Source organism: [Rhizobium] kunmingense (assembly GCF_977018605.1).
The window spans coordinates 2269983-2290270 of sequence record NZ_CDRNXG010000001.1; the positions used below are offsets into that span (position 1 = coordinate 2269983).

19 protein-coding genes are annotated in these 20288 nt (G+C 61.5%); 14 read left to right on the forward strand and 5 right to left on the reverse strand.

Annotated elements, in window-relative coordinates; genetic code table 11:
- Positions 1-46: 46 nt before the first annotated feature.
- From AC0JZ4_RS10765 to AC0JZ4_RS10795, 7 genes are all read left to right on the forward strand, one after another.
- Positions 47-949, forward strand: coding sequence for a branched-chain amino acid ABC transporter permease (locus AC0JZ4_RS10765; RefSeq protein ID WP_471886371.1), 903 nt, complete (start codon positions 47-49; stop codon positions 947-949).
- Between the two features lies 1 nt (position 950).
- Positions 951-2339: a high-affinity branched-chain amino acid ABC transporter permease LivM gene (livM, locus tag AC0JZ4_RS10770; protein ID WP_471886372.1), complete on the forward strand. Its 1389-nt coding sequence runs from the start codon at positions 951-953 to the stop codon at positions 2337-2339.
- A complete protein-coding gene (locus AC0JZ4_RS10775) occupies positions 2339-3202 on the forward strand; it encodes an ABC transporter ATP-binding protein (RefSeq protein WP_471886373.1) in 864 nt (287 codons plus the stop codon). Before livM ends, AC0JZ4_RS10775 begins: the two co-directional genes overlap by 1 nt.
- Positions 3202-3930 carry an ABC transporter ATP-binding protein gene (locus tag AC0JZ4_RS10780; protein WP_471886374.1) on the forward strand — a complete coding sequence of 243 codons (729 nt, stop codon included), beginning with the start codon at positions 3202-3204 and terminating at the stop codon, positions 3928-3930. Before AC0JZ4_RS10775 ends, AC0JZ4_RS10780 begins: the two co-directional genes overlap by 1 nt.
- Before the next feature lie 39 nt (positions 3931-3969).
- A complete protein-coding gene (locus AC0JZ4_RS10785; protein WP_471886375.1) occupies positions 3970-4323 on the forward strand; it encodes a DUF6867 family protein in 354 nt (117 codons plus the stop codon).
- A 140-nt stretch (positions 4324-4463) separates the two neighbouring features.
- Positions 4464-5585, forward strand: a complete 1122-nt coding sequence (locus tag AC0JZ4_RS10790) for a branched-chain amino acid ABC transporter substrate-binding protein (protein WP_471886376.1) — start codon at positions 4464-4466, stop codon at positions 5583-5585.
- A 259-nt stretch (positions 5586-5844) separates the two neighbouring features.
- Positions 5845-6345: a hypothetical protein gene (locus tag AC0JZ4_RS10795; RefSeq protein ID WP_471886377.1), complete on the forward strand. Its 501-nt coding sequence runs from the start codon at positions 5845-5847 to the stop codon at positions 6343-6345.
- Here AC0JZ4_RS10795 and AC0JZ4_RS10800 read toward each other — a convergent pair.
- The 5 genes from AC0JZ4_RS10800 to AC0JZ4_RS10820 form a co-directional block, all read right to left on the reverse strand.
- Positions 6306-6509: a hypothetical protein gene (locus AC0JZ4_RS10800; protein ID WP_471886378.1), complete on the reverse strand. Its 204-nt coding sequence runs from the start codon at positions 6507-6509 to the stop codon at positions 6306-6308. The two genes, AC0JZ4_RS10795 and AC0JZ4_RS10800, sit on opposite strands and share 40 nt — an antisense overlap.
- A 154-nt stretch (positions 6510-6663) precedes the next feature.
- Positions 6664-7590, reverse strand: coding sequence for a response regulator (locus tag AC0JZ4_RS10805; RefSeq protein ID WP_471886379.1), 927 nt, complete (start codon positions 7588-7590; stop codon positions 6664-6666).
- Positions 7583-10969, reverse strand: coding sequence for a hybrid sensor histidine kinase/response regulator (locus tag AC0JZ4_RS10810; protein WP_471886380.1), 3387 nt, complete (start codon positions 10967-10969; stop codon positions 7583-7585). The genes AC0JZ4_RS10805 and AC0JZ4_RS10810 overlap by 8 nt, the downstream gene beginning before the upstream one ends.
- A gap of 86 nt (positions 10970-11055) precedes the next feature.
- Positions 11056-11400: a DMT family transporter gene (locus tag AC0JZ4_RS10815; RefSeq protein ID WP_471886381.1), complete on the reverse strand. Its 345-nt coding sequence runs from the start codon at positions 11398-11400 to the stop codon at positions 11056-11058.
- Positions 11397-11966 carry a TetR/AcrR family transcriptional regulator gene (locus AC0JZ4_RS10820; protein ID WP_471886382.1) on the reverse strand — a complete coding sequence of 190 codons (570 nt, stop codon included), beginning with the start codon at positions 11964-11966 and terminating at the stop codon, positions 11397-11399. Before AC0JZ4_RS10820 ends, AC0JZ4_RS10815 begins: the two co-directional genes overlap by 4 nt.
- A 202-nt stretch (positions 11967-12168) precedes the next feature.
- Here AC0JZ4_RS10820 and urtA point away from each other — a divergent pair, with 202 nt between their 5' ends.
- The 7 genes from urtA (at position 12169) to AC0JZ4_RS10855 (ending at position 20275) form a co-directional block, all read left to right on the forward strand.
- Positions 12169-13458 carry an urea ABC transporter substrate-binding protein gene (urtA, locus tag AC0JZ4_RS10825; RefSeq protein ID WP_471886383.1) on the forward strand — a complete coding sequence of 430 codons (1290 nt, stop codon included), beginning with the start codon at positions 12169-12171 and terminating at the stop codon, positions 13456-13458.
- A 239-nt stretch (positions 13459-13697) separates the two neighbouring features.
- On the forward strand, positions 13698-15311 hold the full coding sequence (urtB, locus tag AC0JZ4_RS10830) for an urea ABC transporter permease subunit UrtB (RefSeq protein WP_471886384.1): 1614 nt from the start codon (positions 13698-13700) through the stop codon (positions 15309-15311).
- Complete coding sequence (gene urtC / locus AC0JZ4_RS10835) at positions 15308-16483, forward strand: urea ABC transporter permease subunit UrtC (RefSeq protein WP_471886385.1); 1176 nt, start codon at positions 15308-15310, stop codon at positions 16481-16483. The genes urtB and urtC overlap by 4 nt, the downstream gene beginning before the upstream one ends.
- Positions 16484-16487: 4 nt before the next feature.
- Complete coding sequence (urtD, locus tag AC0JZ4_RS10840) at positions 16488-17249, forward strand: urea ABC transporter ATP-binding protein UrtD (protein ID WP_471886386.1); 762 nt, start codon at positions 16488-16490, stop codon at positions 17247-17249.
- 196 nt (positions 17250-17445) lie between these two features.
- A complete protein-coding gene (gene urtE, locus AC0JZ4_RS10845) occupies positions 17446-18141 on the forward strand; it encodes an urea ABC transporter ATP-binding subunit UrtE (protein ID WP_471886387.1) in 696 nt (231 codons plus the stop codon).
- A gap of 203 nt (positions 18142-18344) precedes the next feature.
- Positions 18345-19514: a CE1 family esterase gene (locus AC0JZ4_RS10850; protein WP_471886388.1), complete on the forward strand. Its 1170-nt coding sequence runs from the start codon at positions 18345-18347 to the stop codon at positions 19512-19514.
- A complete protein-coding gene (locus AC0JZ4_RS10855; protein ID WP_471886389.1) occupies positions 19451-20275 on the forward strand; it encodes an urease accessory protein UreD in 825 nt (274 codons plus the stop codon). The genes AC0JZ4_RS10850 and AC0JZ4_RS10855 overlap by 64 nt, the downstream gene beginning before the upstream one ends.
- The last annotated feature ends 13 nt before the right edge of the window (positions 20276-20288 follow it).

The following is a 20288-nucleotide window of genomic DNA, read 5'->3' on the forward strand; positions in this document are numbered from 1 at the left end:
GAACGGTGTGGCCCTCGACAAGGTAACCGCACTCAGGGGAAACTATATGGAATACTTTATCCAGCAGCTCATAAACGGGCTGACTCTCGGATCCATCTATGGCCTCGTGGCAATCGGCTATACGATGGTTTACGGCATCATCGGCATGATCAACTTCGCCCATGGCGATATCTTCATGCTCGGCGGCTTTGCCGCCCTCATCGTCTTCCTGATCCTGACATCCTTCTTCGCCGGCATCCCGGTGGCGCTGCTGCTGCTGCTTATGCTGCTGGTCGGCATGCTGATGACGGGTCTGTGGAACTGGACGATCGAACGCGTCGCCTATCGCCCCCTGCGCGGGTCGTTCCGCCTTGCGCCGCTGATCACGGCAATCGGCATGTCGATCGCGCTGTCGAACTTCATCCAGGTGACGCAGGGGCCGCGCAACAAGCCGATCCCGTCGCTCGTTACCGACACCTATCATTTCGGCGCGATCACCATTTCGCTGAAGCAGATCCTGATCGTCGTCATCACCTCGATCCTGCTCTTCGCCTTCTGGTACATCGTCAACAAGACGCCGCTCGGCCGTGCCCAGCGCGCCACTGAACAGGACCGCAAGATGGCGGCGCTGCTCGGTGTCGACGTCGACCGCACGATCTCTATAACCTTCATCATGGGCGCGGCACTCGCCGCCGTCGCCGGCGGCATGTACCTGATGTATTACGGCGTCGCCTCGTTCAACGATGGCTTCATTCCGGGCGTCAAGGCGTTCACCGCAGCCGTTCTCGGCGGTATCGGCTCGCTGCCGGGCGCGGTTCTCGGCGGTCTGCTGATCGGCCTCATCGAAAGCCTGTGGTCGGCCTATTTCTCCATCGCCTACAAGGATGTCGCGACCTTCGCCATCCTCGCCATCGTGCTGATCTTCAAGCCGACCGGCATTCTCGGCCGTCCGGAAGTGGAGAAGGTCTGACATGGCTTACCAAACCGAAAACAACGATAGCGGCCTGATGGCCAGAGCCGTGAAGGAAGGCATTTTCGCAGGCGTCATCGCCTTCGGCATGTTCCTTCTGTTCGTCGGCATCGAAACCTATCAGGACATCAACAACCAGCTCGTCTGGCGCACCCGCTGGGGCCTGCTTGCGGTGTTCGTTGCCGTTGCCGCTGTCGGCCGGTTCGTCACGGTCGGCTTCATCAAGCCGCATCTCGATGCCCGCAAGCTGGCCAAGGCAAAATCCGGCGTTCTGGAAATCTCCGACGAGAAGGGCTTCTTCCACAAGCACTTCCTCAAGATCGCGCTGCTGTTCCTGGTCTGCTATCCATTCCTGGCGATGCTGATCTTCGGCCGTCAGGGCTCGCTGAAATATGTCGACAATTTCGGCATCCAGATCCTCATCTACGTGATGCTGGCATGGGGCCTCAACATCGTCGTCGGCCTCGCCGGCCTGCTCGACCTCGGTTATGTCGCCTTCTATGCGGTCGGCGCCTATTCCTACGCGCTTCTGTCTGCCAATTTCGGCTTCTCCTTCTGGCTGCTGCTGCCGATGGCCGGCATTCTGGCCGGTTTCTGGGGCATCATCCTGGGCTTCCCGGTGTTGAGGCTGCGAGGCGACTATCTGGCGATCGTGACGCTTGCCTTCGGCGAGATCATTCGCCTCGTGCTGATCAACTGGACGGATGTCACCCGCGGCACGTTCGGCATTTCCAGCATCGCCAAGGCGTCGTTCTTCGGCATCTGGTCGTTCGATGTCGGCGCGCCCGACAATTTCAACAGGGCCTGGGGCCTGCCGTCCTCTTCGGTCTATTACAAGGTCTTCCTGTTCTACGTCATCCTGGCGATGTGCATGCTCACCGCTTACGTCACCATTCGCCTGCGCCGCATGCCGATCGGCCGTGCCTGGGAAGCGCTGCGCGAGGACGAGATCGCCTGCCGCTCGCTCGGCATCAACACGGTCATGACCAAGCTGACGGCGTTTGCCACGGGCGCGATGTTCGGCGGGTTTGCCGGATCGTTCTTCGCCGCCCGCCAGGGCTTCGTTTCGCCGGAAAGCTTCGTCTTCCTGGAATCGGCGGTCATCCTTGCCATCGTCGTTCTCGGCGGCATGGGGTCCCTGACCGGCATCGCCATCGCGGCGGTGGTCATGGTCGGCGGTACCGAACTGTTGCGCGAGATGGAATTCCTCAAACACGTCTTCGGGCCGGACTTCACGCCCGAACTCTACCGCATGCTGCTGTTCGGTCTGGCGATGATCATCGTCATGCTGTTCAAGCCACGCGGCTTCGTCGGTACCCGTGAACCGACAGCCTTCCTCAAGGAACGAAAAGCCGTCTCCGGCAGCTTCACCAAGGAAGGCCACGGCTGATGGCGACGGGTAGCAAGACAATGACAAACGAGACCATTCTCAAGGTCGAACACCTGTCGATGAAGTTCGGTGGCCTGATGGCGATCAACGACTTCTCGTTCGACGTCAGGCGCGGCGAAATCACCGCGCTGATCGGCCCGAACGGTGCCGGCAAGACGACCGTGTTCAACTGCATCACCGGCTTCTACAAGCCGACGATGGGCATGCTCACCTTGAAGCGTAGCGACGGCAAGGAATATCTGCTGGAGCGGCTGCGCGATTTCGAGATCAACAAGGTGGCGGGCGTTGCCCGTACCTTCCAGAACATCCGCCTGTTTTCCGGCCTCACGGTTCTGGAAAACCTGCTGGTCGCGCAGCACAACGCGCTGATGAAGGCGTCGGGCTACACCATTCTCGGTCTGCTCGGTCTGCCGGCCTACAAGACGGCTGCCAAGGATGCGATCGAGAAGGCCCGGTACTGGCTGGAAAAGGCCGATCTGATCGATCGTGCGGACGATCCTGCCGGCGACCTTTCCTATGGCGCGCAGCGTCGTCTGGAAATCGCCCGCGCCATGTGCACCGGACCGGAACTCCTGTGCCTGGACGAACCGGCCGCGGGTCTGAACCCGAAGGAATCCCTGACGCTCAACGCGTTGCTGCGCGGCATTCGCGACGAGGGCACGTCGCTGCTCCTCATCGAGCACGACATGTCCGTCGTCATGGAGATTTCCGACCATGTCGTCGTTCTGGAATACGGCCAGAAGATTTCCGACGGCACGCCCGATCATGTGAAGAACGACCCGAAGGTCATTGCGGCCTATCTCGGCGTCGAGGATGACGAAGTTGAAGCAATCGAGGAAAAGCTTGATGAGGGGACCGTCTGATGGCCGGTGAGACCCTTCTGAAAGTCCAGGGTGTAGAAACCTTTTACGGTAATATCCGCGCGCTTTCGGGCGTCGATGTCGAGGTCAACAAGGGCGAGATCGTCAGCCTGATCGGCGCCAACGGCGCCGGAAAGTCGACGCTGATGATGACCATATGCGGCTCCCCGCAGGCCAAGAACGGCCAGGTCATCTTCGACGGCGAGGACATTACCAGGCTGCCGACCCACCTGATCGCCCGCAAACGCATCGCCCAGTCGCCGGAAGGCCGTCGTATCTTCGGGCGCATGACGGTTCTGGAAAACCTGCAGATGGGCGCCAATCTCGACAACCTGAAATTTTTCAAGGAAGACGTCGAGAAAGTGTTTGCGATGTTCCCGCGGCTGAAGGAGCGCCAGAGCCAGCGCGGCGGCACGCTTTCGGGCGGCGAACAGCAGATGCTGTCGATCGGCCGCGCGCTGATGTCGCGCCCCAAGCTGCTGCTTCTCGACGAGCCGTCGCTCGGTCTTGCACCGCTGATCGTCAAGGGCATTTTCGAGGCGATCAAGAAGCTCAACGAGGAGGAGGGGCTGACCGTGTTCCTCGTCGAGCAGAACGCGTTTGCGGCGCTGAAGCTCTCCGACCGTGCCTATGTCATGGTCAACGGCCGCGTCACCATGAGCGGCACCGGCAAGGAACTGCTGACCAATCCGGAAGTCCGCGCCGCCTATCTCGAAGGAGGCCGGCATTGAGCACGACCATCTTCACCCTCGCCATGGGGAGCCACTGACATGCAGGGCCTGCTTTTCGAAACCGATACCGTCGTGCGCTATTTTCTCCGCGGTATCGTTCTCCTCCTCGGCTTCTGGACCGCATGGCGTTCCGGCAAGGCGGCTGCCGAAGACTGGAACGGCTATCGCGAAGTCGTGATCTACGCGGTGCTCTTGGCCTGTGCCATGCAGTTCCTTCACTATGCGCTCTTCCAGGGGCCGCTGATCAACGCATTCTACTATGTGCTTGACCTTGCTCTCCTCCTGGCATTCGCGCTGGCTGGCTTCCGTCTGCGCCGCACGCGCCAGATGGTGCAGAACTACTATTGGCTCTACGAGCCGACCTCAGCTTTCTCGTGGAAGAAGAAAGATTGACAGCCAGACTTTTCTGAATTCAGATCGGTTTTGGTCAAAGAAGAATACACCAGAAGGTGGAACCGTTTTCCGGCGTAGTGATGGTGGGTATTGCGCCGGATCCCTCAAAAATGCCTCACCTTAAGAACTGGGAGTTATCCATGAAGAAGTCTCTTCTTTCTGCTGTTGCGCTGTCGGCCATGGTTGCCTTCAGCGGCAACGCCTGGGCTGACATCATCATCGGCGTCGGCGGTCCTCTGACCGGCCCGAACGCCGCATTCGGTGCACAGCTGCAGAAGGGTGCCGAGCAGGCCATCGCCGACATCAACGCCGCTGGCGGCATCAATGGCGAGAAGCTCGTCATCGCTCTCGGCGACGACGTTTCCGACGCCAAGCAGGGCGTTTCCGTCGCCAACAAGTTCGTTGCCGACGGCGTCAAGTATGTGGTCGGTCACTTCAACTCGGGCGTTTCCATCCCGGCGTCGGAAGTCTATGCCGAAAACGGCATTCTCGAAGTCACCCCTGCCGCAACCAACCCGGTGTTCACCGAGCGCGGCCTGTGGAACACGTTCCGCACCTGCGGCCGTGACGACCAGCAGGGCGGCGTTGCCGGCAAGTATCTCGCCGAGAAGTTCGCCGATGCCAAGGTAGCCATCATCGACGACAAGACGCCTTACGGCCAGGGTCTCGCTGAAGAAACCAAGAAGGCCTATAACGCTCTCGGCAAGACCGAAGTCGTTCGCGAAGGCGTCAACACCGGCGACAAGGACTTCTCCGCTCTCATCGCCAAGATGAAGGAAGCCGGCGTCTCGATCATCTACTGGGGTGGTCTGCACACCGAAGCCGGCCTGATCATCCGTCAGGCAAAGGATCAGGGCCTCGCAGCAACGCTCGTATCGGGTGACGGTATCGTTTCCAACGAACTCGCTTCGATCGCCGGCGACGCCGTCGAAGGCACGCTCAACACCTTCGGCCCGGACCCGACGCTGATCCCGGCAAACGCTGAACTGGTCGCCAAGTTCAAGGCCGCCGGCTTCAACCCGGAAGCCTACACGCTCTACTCCTACGCTGCCGTCCAGATCATTGCCGAAGGCATCAAGGCCGCCGGCAGCGCCGAAGACGCGGAAGCCGTTGCTGCGAAGCTGCACGAAGCCACGTTCAAGACCGTGCTCGGCGACATCGCTTTCGACGAAAAGGGCGACCCGAAGCTTCCGGGCTACGTCATGTACGAGTGGAAGAAGGGCCCGGACGGCAACTTCAGCTACTTCCAGCAGGGCAGCTAAGCTCTGGTCTGATCTGATCACACATGACAACAGGAAGCCCGGTTCGCCGGGCTTCTTTCGTTTCGGGTGGTCGAGAACCGTGTTGCCGTGAAGTTTTTCAAGAAAAACGGGGAAATTGTACGCTGGAGAATACCTGTTTTAGTCCGGAAACACTGGGGTTCGCGAATGTTCCAAAAGTTTACGGGTCAAAATACATAATTTACGGAATTATAATGTTCTAAAATAAGTGTATCTGAGATTGTTTCAGAAAAGGATTCGCATGTTTCCGCTGAATAGTGATTTGGGCACTGCTGTTCTGTCCTGTGGTATGGCGTTCTTCAGCTGGGACCTCGGCAGCGACAAGGTTTATGGCGACGTGGCGTTGGCGGGAATGTTGGGGGTTGAGGCGGCGCTGCTGGCCTCCGGACTGCCCATCCTGGCGATCATCGAGCGCATCAGCATCGACGACCGTGCGCGGGTGGCCGCATCCATCCACCGGGCGATTACCGGCGGCGAGCTGTATCAGGAGCGCTACGGGATCGAGCGCGGCGCAGGCCGGCGCGTCGAGGTGATCTCGGTTGGCCGATGCCTGAAGGATACGGCGGGCATTCCGTTCATCTATAACGGCACGATGATGGAGATTGCGGCGGAGCCCAAGGCCGAGGCCGGCAATCCGCTGGAAAGCCATTGCAGGTCGGCACTCGATCTCGCCGAGCGACAGGGCAACGAGCTTGCGGCCCGTTATCTGTCTTCGGCGCTGCGGGTCATCGGTGCCGCCTGAGGCGTGATCTCGATCTGCGGGTAACGGGTGAGACGATCCATCAGCAGCGAGACGCGATGCGCCCGCTCCGTCGCCGAAAGCACATGTGGCTGGTCGGCACGCTTCAGGGACCGGACCAAGGTCATGAGAGATGCGATGGACTGGTTATTCGCGTCGGATATCATGGATGCAGACCCTCGTGTGCACCGACCCCTAGCTGCTTCGCTGCAACGCAACAACATATGCCAGATTGTATCTCTGGCATCGACATATTATAATTGGAGAATGTTCTAAATATACGCGATCGAAATGCCGCTGTCGACTCAACTCGCGGTGGTTTTACGGAGATTCATGCAGAACATGGGCTGCACGAACCGCCGCCGAGGCACGGTTCTCGACACCCAGCTTGATATAGATCTGCTCCAGATGCTTGTTCACCGTGCGGGCCGACAGGCCGAGGATCTCGCCGATGTCGCGGTTCGACTTGCCCTTGGCGATCCATTGCAGCACTTCGGCTTCCCGTGCGGTGACGGGGAAGTGTTCACGCAGCACATCGGTCTCGGATCGCCTTGTGTTGGCGGTCAGGCGAAACAGGAATTCGTCGGCGCCAAGGCCTCCGAGGTAGGAAAGCTGCAGGCCCTGTTCCTCGCCTGCCGTCAGCGAGAAGCCTGCCTCATGTGAAAAGCCGGGCTGTTGGCGCTCCGCCATCCATGCCGCGACCCGCGTGGAAACGCGTTCCAGCCCGTCATCGCTGCCCGTTGCCGCATTGATCAGCCGCGTTGCCTGTGGCGTCGACCACTGGATGCTGCCATCGGCGCGCACGGCCAGCAGATGGCGACCGGCGGCATCGAGCGCGACGCGGGCGCTCTGGGCGGAGCGCGCATTGGCCAGATGGACACGGATACGGGCGCGCAGCTCATCCACATTGATCGGCTTCGTCAGGTAGTCGACCCCGCCCGAGCCGAGCGCGTGGACGACATGCTCGGTCTCGGTCAGGCCGGTCATGAAGATCACCGGCACCTGCGCCACGCCGGCGCTGACCTTCAGTCGCCGGCAGGTCTCGAAGCCGTCCATGCCGGGCATGACCGCATCGAGAAGGATGAGGTCGGGGGTGATCTTGTCGGCGATGTTGAGCGCCGAGTGGCCCGACGTGGCGATCAGCACGGAAAAGCCAGACTGTTCGAGCGCCTCCGTCAGAAAGCCGAGCGCATCCGGGCTGTCGTCGACGAGAAGGATGATGTCGCGGGGCAGGGCCGGTTCAGCCATTCTGCATGTCCTCCGTCTCCATCTTCTCCAGGAATTTCATATAGCCCGCCATGTCGAAGGCCTTCACGTAGCCGCCGGCCTCTTCGGCGAAGGGGCGGTGCGTGTCGTCACTGGCGAGATCGGCAAGCTTTGCTTCGATCCCCCGCACGTAGCCTATTTCGCCGAGCCGCAACAGGTCCTGAAGATGGATCTGGCCGGGGCTTTTTACGACCCTCTTCTCCGGTGTTGCCGGGGCCGGCTGGCGGTCGCTGTCATAGAGCCATTCCAGCCCAAGATGCGCGGCGAGCTTGTCGGCGAGGCGACGAACGTCGACGGGCTTGGCGATTGCGTCGTTATGGCCGGCGTCCTCGGAAATCTTTGCCACGCCGTCACCGATATTGGCCGACAGCATGATGATCGGGGCCGCCATGCCCATATCCCTCAGTTTCGTCACGAGCTGCCAGCCGTTCATGTCGGGCATGGAAATGTCGACGAGGAAGAGGTCCGGCGTGGTGCCGTCGATCAGCGTCAGGCAGTCGAGGCCGCCGGTGGCGGTCAAGACGACGAAATCCATCGGCGCCAATACTTCGCGCATCAGGTCGCGGTGGTCCTGATTGTCGTCGACGACAACGATGGTACGGCGAGGGCCGGTATAGGAAACGATCTTCTTTTCCGGGGCGGGTGCCGTGTTGGGTCGCTCGACGGCCGACAGCATCAGCCGGACGCGGAAGGTCGAGCCGAAATCCTTGGTGCTCGTGGCGATGATCTCGCCGCCCAGCGTGTTGGTCAGAAGCTGGGTGATGGTGAGGCCCAGCCCGAGCCCCGGCATCGGCCGCAGGCTTTCCGCCTCGCCACGCTGGAACGGTTCGTAGACGCGCGCGAGATCCTTTTCGGCGATGCCGCGTCCGGTATCGGTCACGGTGAATGTCGCGACCTGGCTGCGATAGGCAATGTCGAAACGCACAGTGCCCTCGTCGGTGAACTTGATCGCGTTCGACAAGAGATTGACGAGGATCTGGCGCAGTCGCTTTTCATCGGTGCGGACATATTGCGGCAGGGCTTTCGCGCGGATGTGCTCGAAGACCAGGCCCTTGGCCTGCGCCTGCAGCGAGAACATCTCGACGATCTGGTCGAGAAAATCCTGGATGTTGATCTCGTTGGAATAGACCTGCAGGCGGCCGGCCTCGATCTTGGAGATGTCGAGCAAGCCGTCGATCAGACCGGAGAGGTGATCGGCCGAGCGGCGGATCACCTTGATGGCGGACTGGCGCGGGGCGGGTATGGTCTCGTCGCGCTCGAGGATCTGCGCGTAGCCGAGCACGGCATTGAGCGGCGTGCGCAATTCGTGGGACAGGCCGACGACATAGCGGCTCTTGGCGCGGTTGGCGGCTTCCGCCGTTTCCTTGGCCTGCTGCAATGCCGCGTCGGTCTTCCGGTGGGCTGCGATTTCCTTCAGGAGAAGCGTGTTCTGGCGGGAGGATTCTTCTTCGGCCACGACGCGGCTGTCATGGGCGAGAACATAGAACCACGAGACGATGCCGGCGATGATGGCGAAGACGAAGAAGACGATCGAGATCGTGCCGTAGATGATTTCGGCATTGGCCGGTGCCGCTTCGCCCGCCTGATAGCCGACCATGGCAAGGATCGCGCCCATGGCCGAAATCGAGATGATTGCCGTCGTCGCATAGCGCCCGAGCCTTGTCGTCAGCTTGGCGATGATATGCTCGGGCAGGAAGGCGCGGGCAACCGTGCCCACCTGCGTATTCAGCCGCGCATGTGGCTTGCACATGTCGTGGCAGCGGCTGTCGAGCGAGCAGCAGAGCGAACAGATCGGCGCGGCATAGGCCGGGCACCATGCCATGTCCTCCGGCTCGAACGGGTGTTCGCAGATCGAACAGGTGATCGAGGAGAGGTTCTTCCAGGCGTGGCGCGGCTTGCGGGCGAGATAGTATTTGCCGCGCGTGGCAAAGGCGATCGCCGGGGATATGACGAGTGCGGACAGCGTCAGATAGGTCGAGAGCGAGGCCAGCAATTCGCCGAACAGGCCGAAATGGGCGGCAAGCGAGATTGTCGCCGAGAGGATCATCGAGCCGAGGCCGACCGGGTTGATGTCGTAGAGATGGGCGCGCTTGAACTCGATGCCGGGAGGGGCAAGCCCCAACGGCTTGTTGATGACGAGATCTGCCGAAATGGTGCAGAGCCAGCTCATGGCGATGATCGAGAAGATGCCGAGCGTCGCCTCGAGCAGCTTGTAGATGCCCAGTTCCATCAACAGAAGCGCGATCGCCACGTTGAAGACCAGCCAGACGACGCGGCCGGGGTGGCTGTGGGTCAGGCGGGAGAAGAAGTTCGACCATGCGAGCGAGCCCGCATAGGCGTTCATCACGTTGATCTTCAGCTGCGAAACGACGACGAAGGCGGCCATCAGCAGCATCGCCGCCGTCTCGTTGGGGATCATGTAGCCGAAGGCGGCGAGATACATATGGGCGGGATCGGCCGCCTGGCTGATCGGCACGGCGGTCGACAGCGTCAGGACTGCGAGAAACGAGCCGGCGAGCAGTTTCGGCACGCCGACCACGACCCAGCCGGGACCGGCCAGAAACACGGCAAACCGGTGCCGCCATCTCTGCATGCCTTCCGGCGGCAGAAAGCGCAGGAAGTCGACCTGTTCGCCGATCTGCGGCATCAGCGCCAGAATGACGGCCGAGGCCGCGCCGAATTCGATCAGGTTGAACGGGGCTGCGCCGCCGATCTCCGCATTCGAATGATTGACGCCGGCAAAGGCGCGCCAGAGATCGAACTTCTCCCAGTCGAGAAAGGCGATGAAGACGAAGGGCAGGATGTTCAAGACGATCCAGAAGGGCTGGGTCAGAAGCTGGAAGCGCGAGATCAGCTGCACGCCGTAAATGACGAGCGGAATGACGACGACGGCGCTGATGATATAGCCGAGCCAGAGTGGAATGCCGAAGGCCAGCTCAAGCGCGCCGGTCATGATCGACGCCTCGATGGCGAACAGCATGAAGGTGAAGCTCGCATAGATCAGCGAGGTGATGGTCGAGCCGATATAGCCGAAGGAGGCGCCACGGGTGAGAAGGTCGATGTCGACGCCGTGGCGGATCGCATAGCGGCTGATCGGCAGGCCGACGAGCAGCATCAGAATCGCGGCGGCAATGATGGCGAAGAAGGCGTTGGTGGTGCCGTAGGACAGGGTGATCGCGCCGCCGATCGCCTCAAGCGCCAGGAACGAAATCGCGCCGATCGCGGTGTGCGAGATGCGGTTGGACGAGAAGCGCCGCGCGCTCTTGGCGGTAAAGCGCAGCGCATAGTCTTCCAATGTCTGGTTGGCCACCCAGCGATTATACTCTCGCCGGATGGGAATGATCCGCTGCCGCGCTGCCATGCCTTGTTTTTCATCCCTTGGGAGGAGTGATCGTCAACGAGGCAGTTTCGACGGTAGGCTGCGGTTTTGCAACCGAATTGACGCGCTCAGTGGGCAACCGTCTTGGAAAAGACGTTGACGACGATAACGCCGGCGATGATCAGCCCCAGCCCTATGACGGCGGCAAGATCGAGTGTCTGGCGAAACAGCACCACGCCGACGATCGAGATCAGCACGATGCCGAGCCCGCTCCAGATCGCGTAGGCGACGCCCACCGGCAGCACGCGCAGCGTGACGCTCAGGAAATAGAAGGCCGCGCCATAGCAGAGCGCCATGCCGAGCGTGGGCAGCGCCTTGGTGAACTGCTGGCTCTGCTGCAACAGCGTCGTGCCGACGATTTCGAAGGCGATGGCGATGAAAAGCGAGCCGTAGGTGATCAGTGCGGGGTTCACGTGTCGTTCTTTCGGGTCAGGGAAATGAGGTGCGCGACAAGCGTCTCCCGGCTTTCCGTCGTCGTTGCTGAATAGTCCATCAGGCCGGCCAGCCACAGGCCGTCGGCAGCGTAGCGGGCAATGCCGAGTTCGACGCCGCTATCCGTATCGGCATGGCGGGCGAGGCGGGCGGCATACCAGTCCGCCCACATCGCCTTCATTTCCGGATCGGTGAGCGAGGAGAGGGGAAGTGCGTTCCAGTCGGTGCTGGTGCCGGCTCTGTCGGCCTCGGAAAAGGCACGGATATAGGCGCGGGTGAAGCAGCCGTAAGGCTCCGGGTCTTCGTCGATCAGCCGGTCGATTTCCTCGTCCAGCCGTTCGAGCAGATCCTGAAACACCGCCTGGATCAGCGCCTGCTTGCTCGGGAAATGATGCAGCAGCCCGCCCTTGGTGACTTGCGCCGCATCGGCCACCGCCTGCAGCGTCACCGCCGGCAATCCCTGCTCGAGCGAGATCTGCGCCGCGCAATCGAGAAGATTGCGGCGGACGCGTTCGGGCTGTTTCTTGCGCTCATGGGCCTGGCTCATGAAATAAACATACCAGATGGTCGGTATGTTTGTAAATCCGGTTCGTCCTCACGATCGGTGCAGTCGGCGCGCTACCAGTTTACCCCACCACCTACGTCATTTTGCGTATGTGGTTTTGCAGTGCAGCGGCCGATAGTCCCCACAGGCAACGGGCAACGGGCCGTTGTGCCAACAAACCAAATAAAAGAGGGGGTTTGATCCTATGAGCTTCAAGGCAAGACTGGGCGGAGCATTGCTGGCTGCCGCACTCTCCAGCACCGCATTCCAGGGTGCATTCGCGCAGGAAGAGACGATCAAGATCGGCGTTCTTCACTCGCTCTCCGGCACGATGGCAATTTCGGAAACGACGCTGAAAGACGCCATGCTGATGCTCGTCGAAGAGCAGAACAAGAAGGGCGGCGTTCTCGGCAAGAAGCTCGAAGCCGTTGTCGTCGACCCGGCTTCCGACTGGCCGCTGTTTGCCGAAAAGGCCCGCCAGCTGATTTCCCAGGACAAGGTCGCGGCCGTTTTCGGTTGCTGGACATCGTCCTCGCGCAAGTCCGTCCTGCCGGTCTTCGAAGAGCTGAATTCCATCCTCTTCTATCCGGTCCAGTACGAGGGTGAGGAATCCTCGCGCAACATCTTCTACACCGGTGCCGCACCGAACCAGCAGGCCATCCCGGCCGTCGACTATCTGGCCGAGACCGAAGGCGTCGAGCGCTGGGTTCTCGCCGGTACCGACTACGTCTATCCGCAGACGACCAACAAGATCCTGCAGGCCTATCTCATCTCCAAGGGTGTCGCGCCTGAAGACATCATGATCAACTATACGCCGTTCGGTCATTCCGACTGGCAGACGATCGTCTCCGACATCAAGACCTTCGGCTCGGCCGGCAAGAAGACCGCGGTCGTTTCCACCATCAACGGCGACGCCAACGTTCCGTTCTACAAGGAACTCGGCAACCAGGGCATCAAGGCCGAAGACATTCCGGTCGTCGCCTTCTCCGTCGGCGAAGAAGAACTCGCCGGTCTCGATACCACGCCGCTCGTCGGCCATCTCGCTGCCTGGAACTATTTCCAGTCCGTCGATGCGCCGGTCAATGCCGAGTTCATCAAGACCTGGCATGCCTATACGAAGAACGACAAGCGCGTTACCAACGACCCGATGGAAGCCGCCTATATCGGCTTCAACGCTTGGGTTAAGGCCGTAGAAGCCGCCGGCACGACCGACACGGATGCGGTTCTGGACTCGATCATCGGCGTTTCCGTACCGAACCTCTCGGGCGGCACCTCCACCGTCATGCCGAACCACCACATCACCAAGCCGGTGCTGATCGGTGAAATCCAGGCCGACGGCCAGTTCGAAGTCGTGCAGGAAACCCCGGCCGTCGTCGGCGACGAGTGGTCGGACTACCTGCCGGACTCGAAGGACCTGATCTCCGATTGGCGCAAGCCGATGGAATGCGGCAACTTCAACGTCGCCACCGGCAAGTGCGGCGGCAAGGGCAGCTGATTGCGCAATCCCGTTGGTGGGGGCTGATCCCCTCACCAACAGAATCTGAGACTTAGCCTTTGGCCAAGATCTTGATTTTGTATCCTCTCCCACAAGGGGAGAGGTAGGCGCCGAGTTCGCCTCCCCGTTGCCTCTCCCCTTGCGGGAGAGGAAGCAATTTCAAAGCTTAGCGCAGCTGAGTTTTAGAAATTGCAGGTGAGGGGATCGAACCGCCAACCGCGCGGACGAGGGGCGATGCGATGACCATGAAATATTTCTTCCAAACCATACTCATCTGGATGACGTTGCTCGTCTCCGCACCGGCTTTCGCGCAGGGCGCAGACCCCAGGCCGCTGTTCAATCAGCTGGCCGACGCCAACTTCAACGCTGCCGAAAAGCTCGTCGGCGAAATCGCCGCCACCGGCGATCCGCGTGTCGTGCCGGCGCTCGAAGCCTTCGCATCCGGCGATCTCTATTTCCGCAAGGCCGACAAGCTGACCTTCATCGGTCGCGAGCAGGGCCAGCAGGTCGCGCTGACCGACCCCGTCACCGCTGAAAGCGCCGGCGAAGTCGCCAAGGGCGCGGTGACGAAAATCCGCGTCAACAACAACCTGCGCCGCGCCATCCGCGCGGCTCTCGGCGGCCTGACGCTGATGAGCCCGGATCGTGGCGCGCGTCTTTCCGCCGCCGATGCCATCCTGCGTTCTCCCAGTGCCGAAGCGCTGGAACTTGTCGAGGCCGCCCTCGCCAGGGAAGCCGACACCGAGGTCAAGGCTCGGATGGAAGAGGCGCGCGCCGTTTCGATCCTCTCCTCCGACCGCTCCGTCGACGAAAAGCGCGCTGCCATCGCGACGATTTCCGGTCTCGGCGCCTCCGGCCTCGGCGTGCTGAACTCCGCTGCCGGCACGATCGACCCCAGCCTCAAGCCCGACCTCGATGCCGCGATCGCCTCGATCCAGAACGCACAGCAGCTGTGGAACCTGGCGCAGAACGTCTGGTACGGCATGTCGCTCGGCTCCGTGCTGCTGCTTGCCGCCATCGGTCTTGCGATCACTTTCGGCGTCATGGGCATCATCAACATGGCGCATGGCGAAATGGTCATGCTCGGCGCCTATTCCACCTTCATGGTGCAGCAGGTGATCCGCGACAATGCGCCGGGCCTGTTCGACTGGTCGCTGGCGATCGCGCTTCCCGTCGCCTTCCTCGTCACCGGCTTCGTCGGTTTCGTCATCGAGCGCGGCGTCATCCGTTTCCTCTACGGCCGGCCGCTGGAAACGCTGCTCGCCACCTGGGGCGTGTCGCTGATCCTGCAGCAGGCGATCCGCACGATCTTCGGCCCGACCAACCAGGAGGTCGGCAATCCGTCCTGGATGTCCGGTTCCTTCCCGCTCGGCGGCATGACGATCACCTATAACCGCATGTGGATCATCGTCTTCTCGCTGACGATCTTCTTCGCGCTGATGTTCGTGATGAAGAAGACGGCCTATGGCCTCAACATGCGCGCCGTCACCCAGAACCGCCGCATGGCGTCGTCGATGGGCATCCGCACGCCCTGGGTCGATGCGCTGACGTTTGCGCTCGGCTCCGGTATCGCCGGCATTGCCGGGGTGGCGCTCAGCCAGATCGACAACGTCTCGCCCAATCTCGGCCAGAGCTACATCATCGATAGTTTCATGGTCGTGGTCTTCGGCGGGGTCGGCAATCTGTGGGGCACGCTGGTCGGCGCCCTGTCGCTCGGCATCCTCAACAAGTTCCTCGAACCATCGGTCGGCGCCGTGCTCGGAAAGATCCTCGTGCTCGTCCTCATCATCCTCTTCATCCAGAAACGTCCGCGCGGCTTGTTCGCGCTCAAGGGAAGGGCGGTGGAAGCATGATTACCGGCTTCATTCTTCGTGCGCTCGAAGGCAAGATCATCATCGCCGTCGGCATTCTCCTGGCCGTCGCGATCATCGTCCCGGCGCTCAACCTGCTGACGCCTCCCGACAGCGCCCTGCATATCCCGACCTATGTCATGGCGCTGATGGGCAAGTATCTCTGCTACGCGCTGCTGGCGCTGGCACTCGATCTCGTCTGGGGCTATTGCGGCATCCTCTCGCTCGGCCACGGCGCCTTCTTCGCGCTCGGCGGTTATGCGATGGGCATGTATCTGATGCGCCAGATCGGCTCTCGCGGCACCTACGGCAATCCCGACCTGCCGGATTTCATGGTCTTCCTCAACTGGAAGGAACTGCCGTGGTTCTGGTACGGGTTCGATATGTTCCCGTTTGCCATGGCGATGGTGCTGATCGTGCCCGGTCTGCTCGCCTTCGTCTTCGGCTGGTTCGCCTTCCGGTCCCGCGTCAACGGCGTCTATCTGTCGATCATCACCCAGGCGATGACCTATGCGCTGATGCTCGCCTTCTTCCGCAACGACATGGGGTTCGGCGGCAATAACGGCCTGACCGATTTCAAGGATATCCTCGGCTTCCAGGTGCAGGCGGACGGCACGCGTGCGGTTCTCTTCGCCATGTCGGCGGTCATGCTGTCGCTCTGCCTGATCGTCGCCTCCGCCATCACGAGGTCGAAATTCGGCAAGGTTCTGGTCGGCGTGCGCGATGCGGAAAGCCGGGTGCGCTTCCTCGGCTTCCGGGTGGAAAACATCAAGCTGTTCACCTTCGTCGTCTCGGCGATGTTCGCCGGCATTGCCGGTGCGCTGTTCGTGCCGCAGGTGGGCATCATCAATCCGGGCGAATTCGCCCCGGCCAATTCGATCGAAGTCGTCGTCTGGACGGCCGTCGGCGGGCGCGGCACGCTGATCGGCCCGATCATCGGCGCCATCCTCGTCAATGCCGGGAAAAGCTATTTCACCGGCGCCTTCCCGGAATTCTGGCTGTTTGCGCTCGGCGGCCTGTTCATCGCCGTGACGTTGTTCCTGCCCAAGGGCATCGTCGGCACGATCCAGCACGGCTGGAACGCCCGCAAGGCGCTGAAGGCAGCAGCCGATGCGGAAAAGGGCAGGGATGCAGGCGCTGCACCGGTGGTGCAGCAGGCTCAGGCAGCGGAGTGAGACAATGAACACGATTGCTGAAACACGTTCGAAAAGCCTGCTCTATCTCGAAGACGTTTCCGTCTCCTTCGACGGGTTCAGGGCGATCAACTCGTTGTCCCTGGTCATCGAACCCGGCGAGCTTCGTGCCATCATCGGCCCGAACGGCGCCGGCAAGACGACGATGATGGACATCATCACCGGCAAGACGCGTCCCGATACCGGCCGTGTGATCTTCGAGGACGATATCGACCTGACGAAGAAGGACGAGGCGGATATCGCCCAGCTCGGTATCGGCCGAAAATTCCAGAAGCCGACCGTATTCGAAAGCCATACCGTCTGGGACAATCTGGAACTGGCTCTCAACCGCTCCCGCGGCGTCTTCGCCACGCTGTTCTATACGCTGAGTGCGCAGGACAAGGCGCGGATCGAGGAGATTCTCGAGACGATCCGCATGACCCACCGCAAGGACGAATACGCCGCCAACCTTTCCCATGGTCAGAAACAGTGGCTGGAGATCGGCATGCTTTTGGCGCAGGAGCCGAAATTGCTGCTTGTCGACGAACCCGTCGCCGGCATGACAGACGCGGAAACGGCCGAAACCGCGATCCTTCTGCGCGAGATCGCCAAAACCCGCTCGGTGGTGGTCGTCGAACACGACATGGGGTTCATCCGCGATCTCGGCGTCAAGGTGACGTGTCTGGCGGAAGGCTCGGTGCTGGCCGAAGGGTCGATCGATTTCGTCTCGAACGATCCCAAGGTGATCGAGAATTATCTGGGGCGGTGAATGCTCATGGCTTTGGCTTAGCCCCTCACCCTAACCCTCTCCCCGCAGGCGGGGCGAGGGGACTTGCCCCACTCGGGGCAGTGAGAATGCGTCATTCGTCCTTCTCCCCGCGGGCGGGGAGAAGGTGCCGGCAGGCGGATGAGGGGCAGGCGCCAACCGCTGTCGCGGAGATATACAAATTGAAAAGAGACCAACCATGCTGACAGTCGACAACGTCAATCTTCACTACGGCGCCGCCCAGGCGTTGCGTGGGGTCTCGATCAATGCCGAGATGGGCAAGATCACCTGCGTGCTGGGGCGCAACGGCGTCGGCAAGTCGTCGCTGCTGCGCGCCGTCACCGGCCAGCATCCGGTCTCCGGCGGCTCGATCAGCTTTCAGGGCGAGGCGCTGAACGGCCTGGCGCCCTATTCCCGTGCCAAGCACGGTATCGGCTACGTGCCGCAGGGGCGCGAGATCTTTCCGCTGCTGACCGTTCAGGAAAACCTGCAGAGCGGCTACGCGCCGCTCGCCCGCAAGGACCGCTACATTCCCGACGAGATCTTCTCGCTGTTTCCTGTGCTGAAAACCATGCTCGGCCGGCGCGGTGGCGACCTTTCCGGTGGGCAGCAGCAGCAGCTGGCGATCGGACGCGCCATGGTCACGCGGCCGAAAATCCTCGTGCTCGACGAGCCGACCGAAGGCATCCAGCCGTCGATCATCAAGGATATCGGCCGGGCGATCCGCTATTTGCGGGACAGTACCGGCATGGCGATCCTGCTCGTCGAACAGTATCTCGACTTCTGCCGCGAGCTGGCCGACCAGGTTTACATCATGGATCGTGGCGAGATTGTGCATCAAGGCCCCGCCGAGACGCTGGATACGGCAGAAGCAAGGCGGCATCTAACAGTTTAATGGTCAATGTTTGCATAGCTTCTATTCGCTGATGCTGTTTCAATGCTTGGGCGCCTGTGTTACATGAACCGCAGATGAACGACATCTCCGAACATCGTTGACACCCCGCACCCCATGATGAGGCGCTGATGGTCTTTGCATGCATTCCCGGTTTCCGTTCCCCCTCCGCTCTTGTTCGCCTGTCCGCGACCGGAGCGTTTTTCTTGGCCGCTGGTGCCGCCTTCGCCGGCTGCGGCCAGTCTATGGCGCCGGGTCGCCATGCCATGACCATCGAAAGTGACGGCGTCGCGCGACAGGCCGTCTACTACGTGCCGTCCTCCTATACGGGCAAGGACAAGGTACCGGTCGTGTTCGATTTCCACGGCAGCAACAGCAATCCGAACGGCCAGCTGACCCGCTCCTCCTGGGACAAGGTCGCCGAAAAGAACGGCTTCATCGCGGTGGCGCTTCAGGGCAGCCTGCCGGGCAAGGTGGCGGGCACGTTTGCCTGGAATGTTCCGGGCGTCGAAGTTTCCAAGGCGATCATCCCGACGGGGGCAGCCGGTGGTCTCGACGAAATCGCCTTCATCGACGATGCCGTCGATGAGGTGAAGGACGACTTCTGTGTCGATCCGAACCGCATTTTCGCGTCGGGCTATTCCGGTGGCGGGCGCATGCTGTCGGCCTATGTCTGCTCCGGCCAGGACGATTTCGTCGCGGCCGGCTTCGTCAACTCGCTGCGCGCCGGCCGTCCGGTCGAGATCGACGGCAAGTGGGCCCCGGAAAAGGCGAACTGCAATCCGGCCAAGCCGATCTCGATCGTTGCCTTTGCCGGCGAAAAGGATGCGCAGAACCCCTATGCGGGCGGCGGCGCGGCCTATTGGCAATACGGTTTCAAGACCGCCATCCAGCGCTGGAGCGAACTCGACGGATGCAAGGGCAGCGGCGATCCGAAGACGGCCGATGGCGTGACCTACACGATGCACGGGACCTGCAAGAACGGCGCCCGTATCGCAACCTACGTCTTCGAAAAGGGGACGCATGACTGGCCGAAGCCGGTAGCCTCCAAGGATGCCGTGATGGCCGCCGCCAAGGAAGGCGCTGCGAGCGTCACCAAGGTTGCCGCCGTTGTATCTGCCAAGCAGCCGGCCTTCGACGCCAATGTTGATCCGGCCTTCCGGATGTGGGACTTCTTCGGCAAGGCCGATTCGACGGATCTCGTCGCGACGGCGGCGCCCTCCAAGTCCTCGGCAAAGTCGTCGACGCCTGCGAAGTCTGGCACGTCCGTTGCTTCTGACTGCGCATCGCAAGCAGCAATCGAAGGTATGTCGTGCAGCAATACCCAGCCGAACACTATGCGCCGCAGCGGGCAAGGGGTGCAGGACGCCTTGTAACCAAGGCTTTTGGCGGTCGCACGCGGCTCGACGAGTTCTTCCAGGAAGGCTGCGCAAAAATACGCCTTCCGGAAACCTTTTCGCCTGAAATGGAGGCGATCCTCATCAATACGTCAGGGGGACTGACGGGCGGCGACGTGATCGAATGGTCCGTCGCCGCCGCGGCTTCCACGAAGCTATCGGTCACCACCCAGGCGAACGAGAAAATCTACAAGGCGGCCGCTGACACCGCCTCCGTCTCCACATCCATCCGGGTTGCCGAAGGGGCTTCGGTGCACTGGCTTCCGCAAGAGACGATCCTGTTCGATCAGGCGTCGCTGACGCGCAGGCTTGATGTCGATCTGGCCGGCGATGCCGAGTTTCTGGCCGTCGAGGCGGTGCTGCTCGGCCGCAAGGCGATGGGCGAGGCGGTCGATCGCGGCTTTTTCCGCGACCGCTGGCGGGTGCGCCGCAACGGCCAGCTCATCCATGCCGAGGAACTGCGTTTCGAGGGCGAGATCGAGCGGCTGACACAGGCGGCGGCCGTGCTTTCCGGCCAGGTGGCGTTTGCCACGCTGTTTTATACCGGCCCGCTGGGGGAGGCGCTTCTGCCGCGTTTGCGGCAATGCCTCGATGGCACGTTCGGCGGCGCAAGCTATTGGAACGGCAAGCTGATTGCCCGTATCGCGGCGCCGACCGGCTTCGACTTGAGAAAAATCCTGGTACCGGCAATTTCCGTATTGCGTAACGGTGCGCCAGTGCCGAAAGTCTGGCATATCTGATTTGCCATTTCCA

What these genes read in the sequence shown, in the direction of transcription:
- AC0JZ4_RS10765 (WP_471886371.1), top strand. Translation starts at nt 47, where the DNA reads ATGGAATACTTTATCCAGCAGCTCATAAACGGGCTGACTCTCGGATCC.
- AC0JZ4_RS10795 (WP_471886377.1), top strand. Translation starts at nt 5,845, where the DNA reads ATGTTTCCGCTGAATAGTGATTTGGGCACTGCTGTTCTGTCCTGTGGT.
- AC0JZ4_RS10775 (WP_471886373.1), top strand. Translation starts at nt 2,339, where the DNA reads ATGGCGACGGGTAGCAAGACAATGACAAACGAGACCATTCTCAAGGTC.
- AC0JZ4_RS10820 (WP_471886382.1), bottom strand. Translation starts at nt 11,966, where the DNA reads ATGAGCCAGGCCCATGAGCGCAAGAAACAGCCCGAACGCGTCCGCCGC.
- urtA (WP_471886383.1), top strand. Translation starts at nt 12,169, where the DNA reads ATGAGCTTCAAGGCAAGACTGGGCGGAGCATTGCTGGCTGCCGCACTC.
- AC0JZ4_RS10800 (WP_471886378.1), bottom strand. Translation starts at nt 6,509, where the DNA reads ATGATATCCGACGCGAATAACCAGTCCATCGCATCTCTCATGACCTTG.
- AC0JZ4_RS10810 (WP_471886380.1), bottom strand. Translation starts at nt 10,969, where the DNA reads ATGGCAGCGCGGCAGCGGATCATTCCCATCCGGCGAGAGTATAATCGC.
- AC0JZ4_RS10785 (WP_471886375.1), top strand. Translation starts at nt 3,970, where the DNA reads ATGCAGGGCCTGCTTTTCGAAACCGATACCGTCGTGCGCTATTTTCTC.
- urtC (WP_471886385.1), top strand. Translation starts at nt 15,308, where the DNA reads ATGATTACCGGCTTCATTCTTCGTGCGCTCGAAGGCAAGATCATCATC.
- AC0JZ4_RS10790 (WP_471886376.1), top strand. Translation starts at nt 4,464, where the DNA reads ATGAAGAAGTCTCTTCTTTCTGCTGTTGCGCTGTCGGCCATGGTTGCC.
- livM (WP_471886372.1), top strand. Translation starts at nt 951, where the DNA reads ATGGCTTACCAAACCGAAAACAACGATAGCGGCCTGATGGCCAGAGCC.
- AC0JZ4_RS10780 (WP_471886374.1), top strand. Translation starts at nt 3,202, where the DNA reads ATGGCCGGTGAGACCCTTCTGAAAGTCCAGGGTGTAGAAACCTTTTAC.
- urtB (WP_471886384.1), top strand. Translation starts at nt 13,698, where the DNA reads ATGACCATGAAATATTTCTTCCAAACCATACTCATCTGGATGACGTTG.
- AC0JZ4_RS10805 (WP_471886379.1), bottom strand. Translation starts at nt 7,590, where the DNA reads ATGGCTGAACCGGCCCTGCCCCGCGACATCATCCTTCTCGTCGACGAC.
- urtD (WP_471886386.1), top strand. Translation starts at nt 16,488, where the DNA reads ATGAACACGATTGCTGAAACACGTTCGAAAAGCCTGCTCTATCTCGAA.
- urtE (WP_471886387.1), top strand. Translation starts at nt 17,446, where the DNA reads ATGCTGACAGTCGACAACGTCAATCTTCACTACGGCGCCGCCCAGGCG.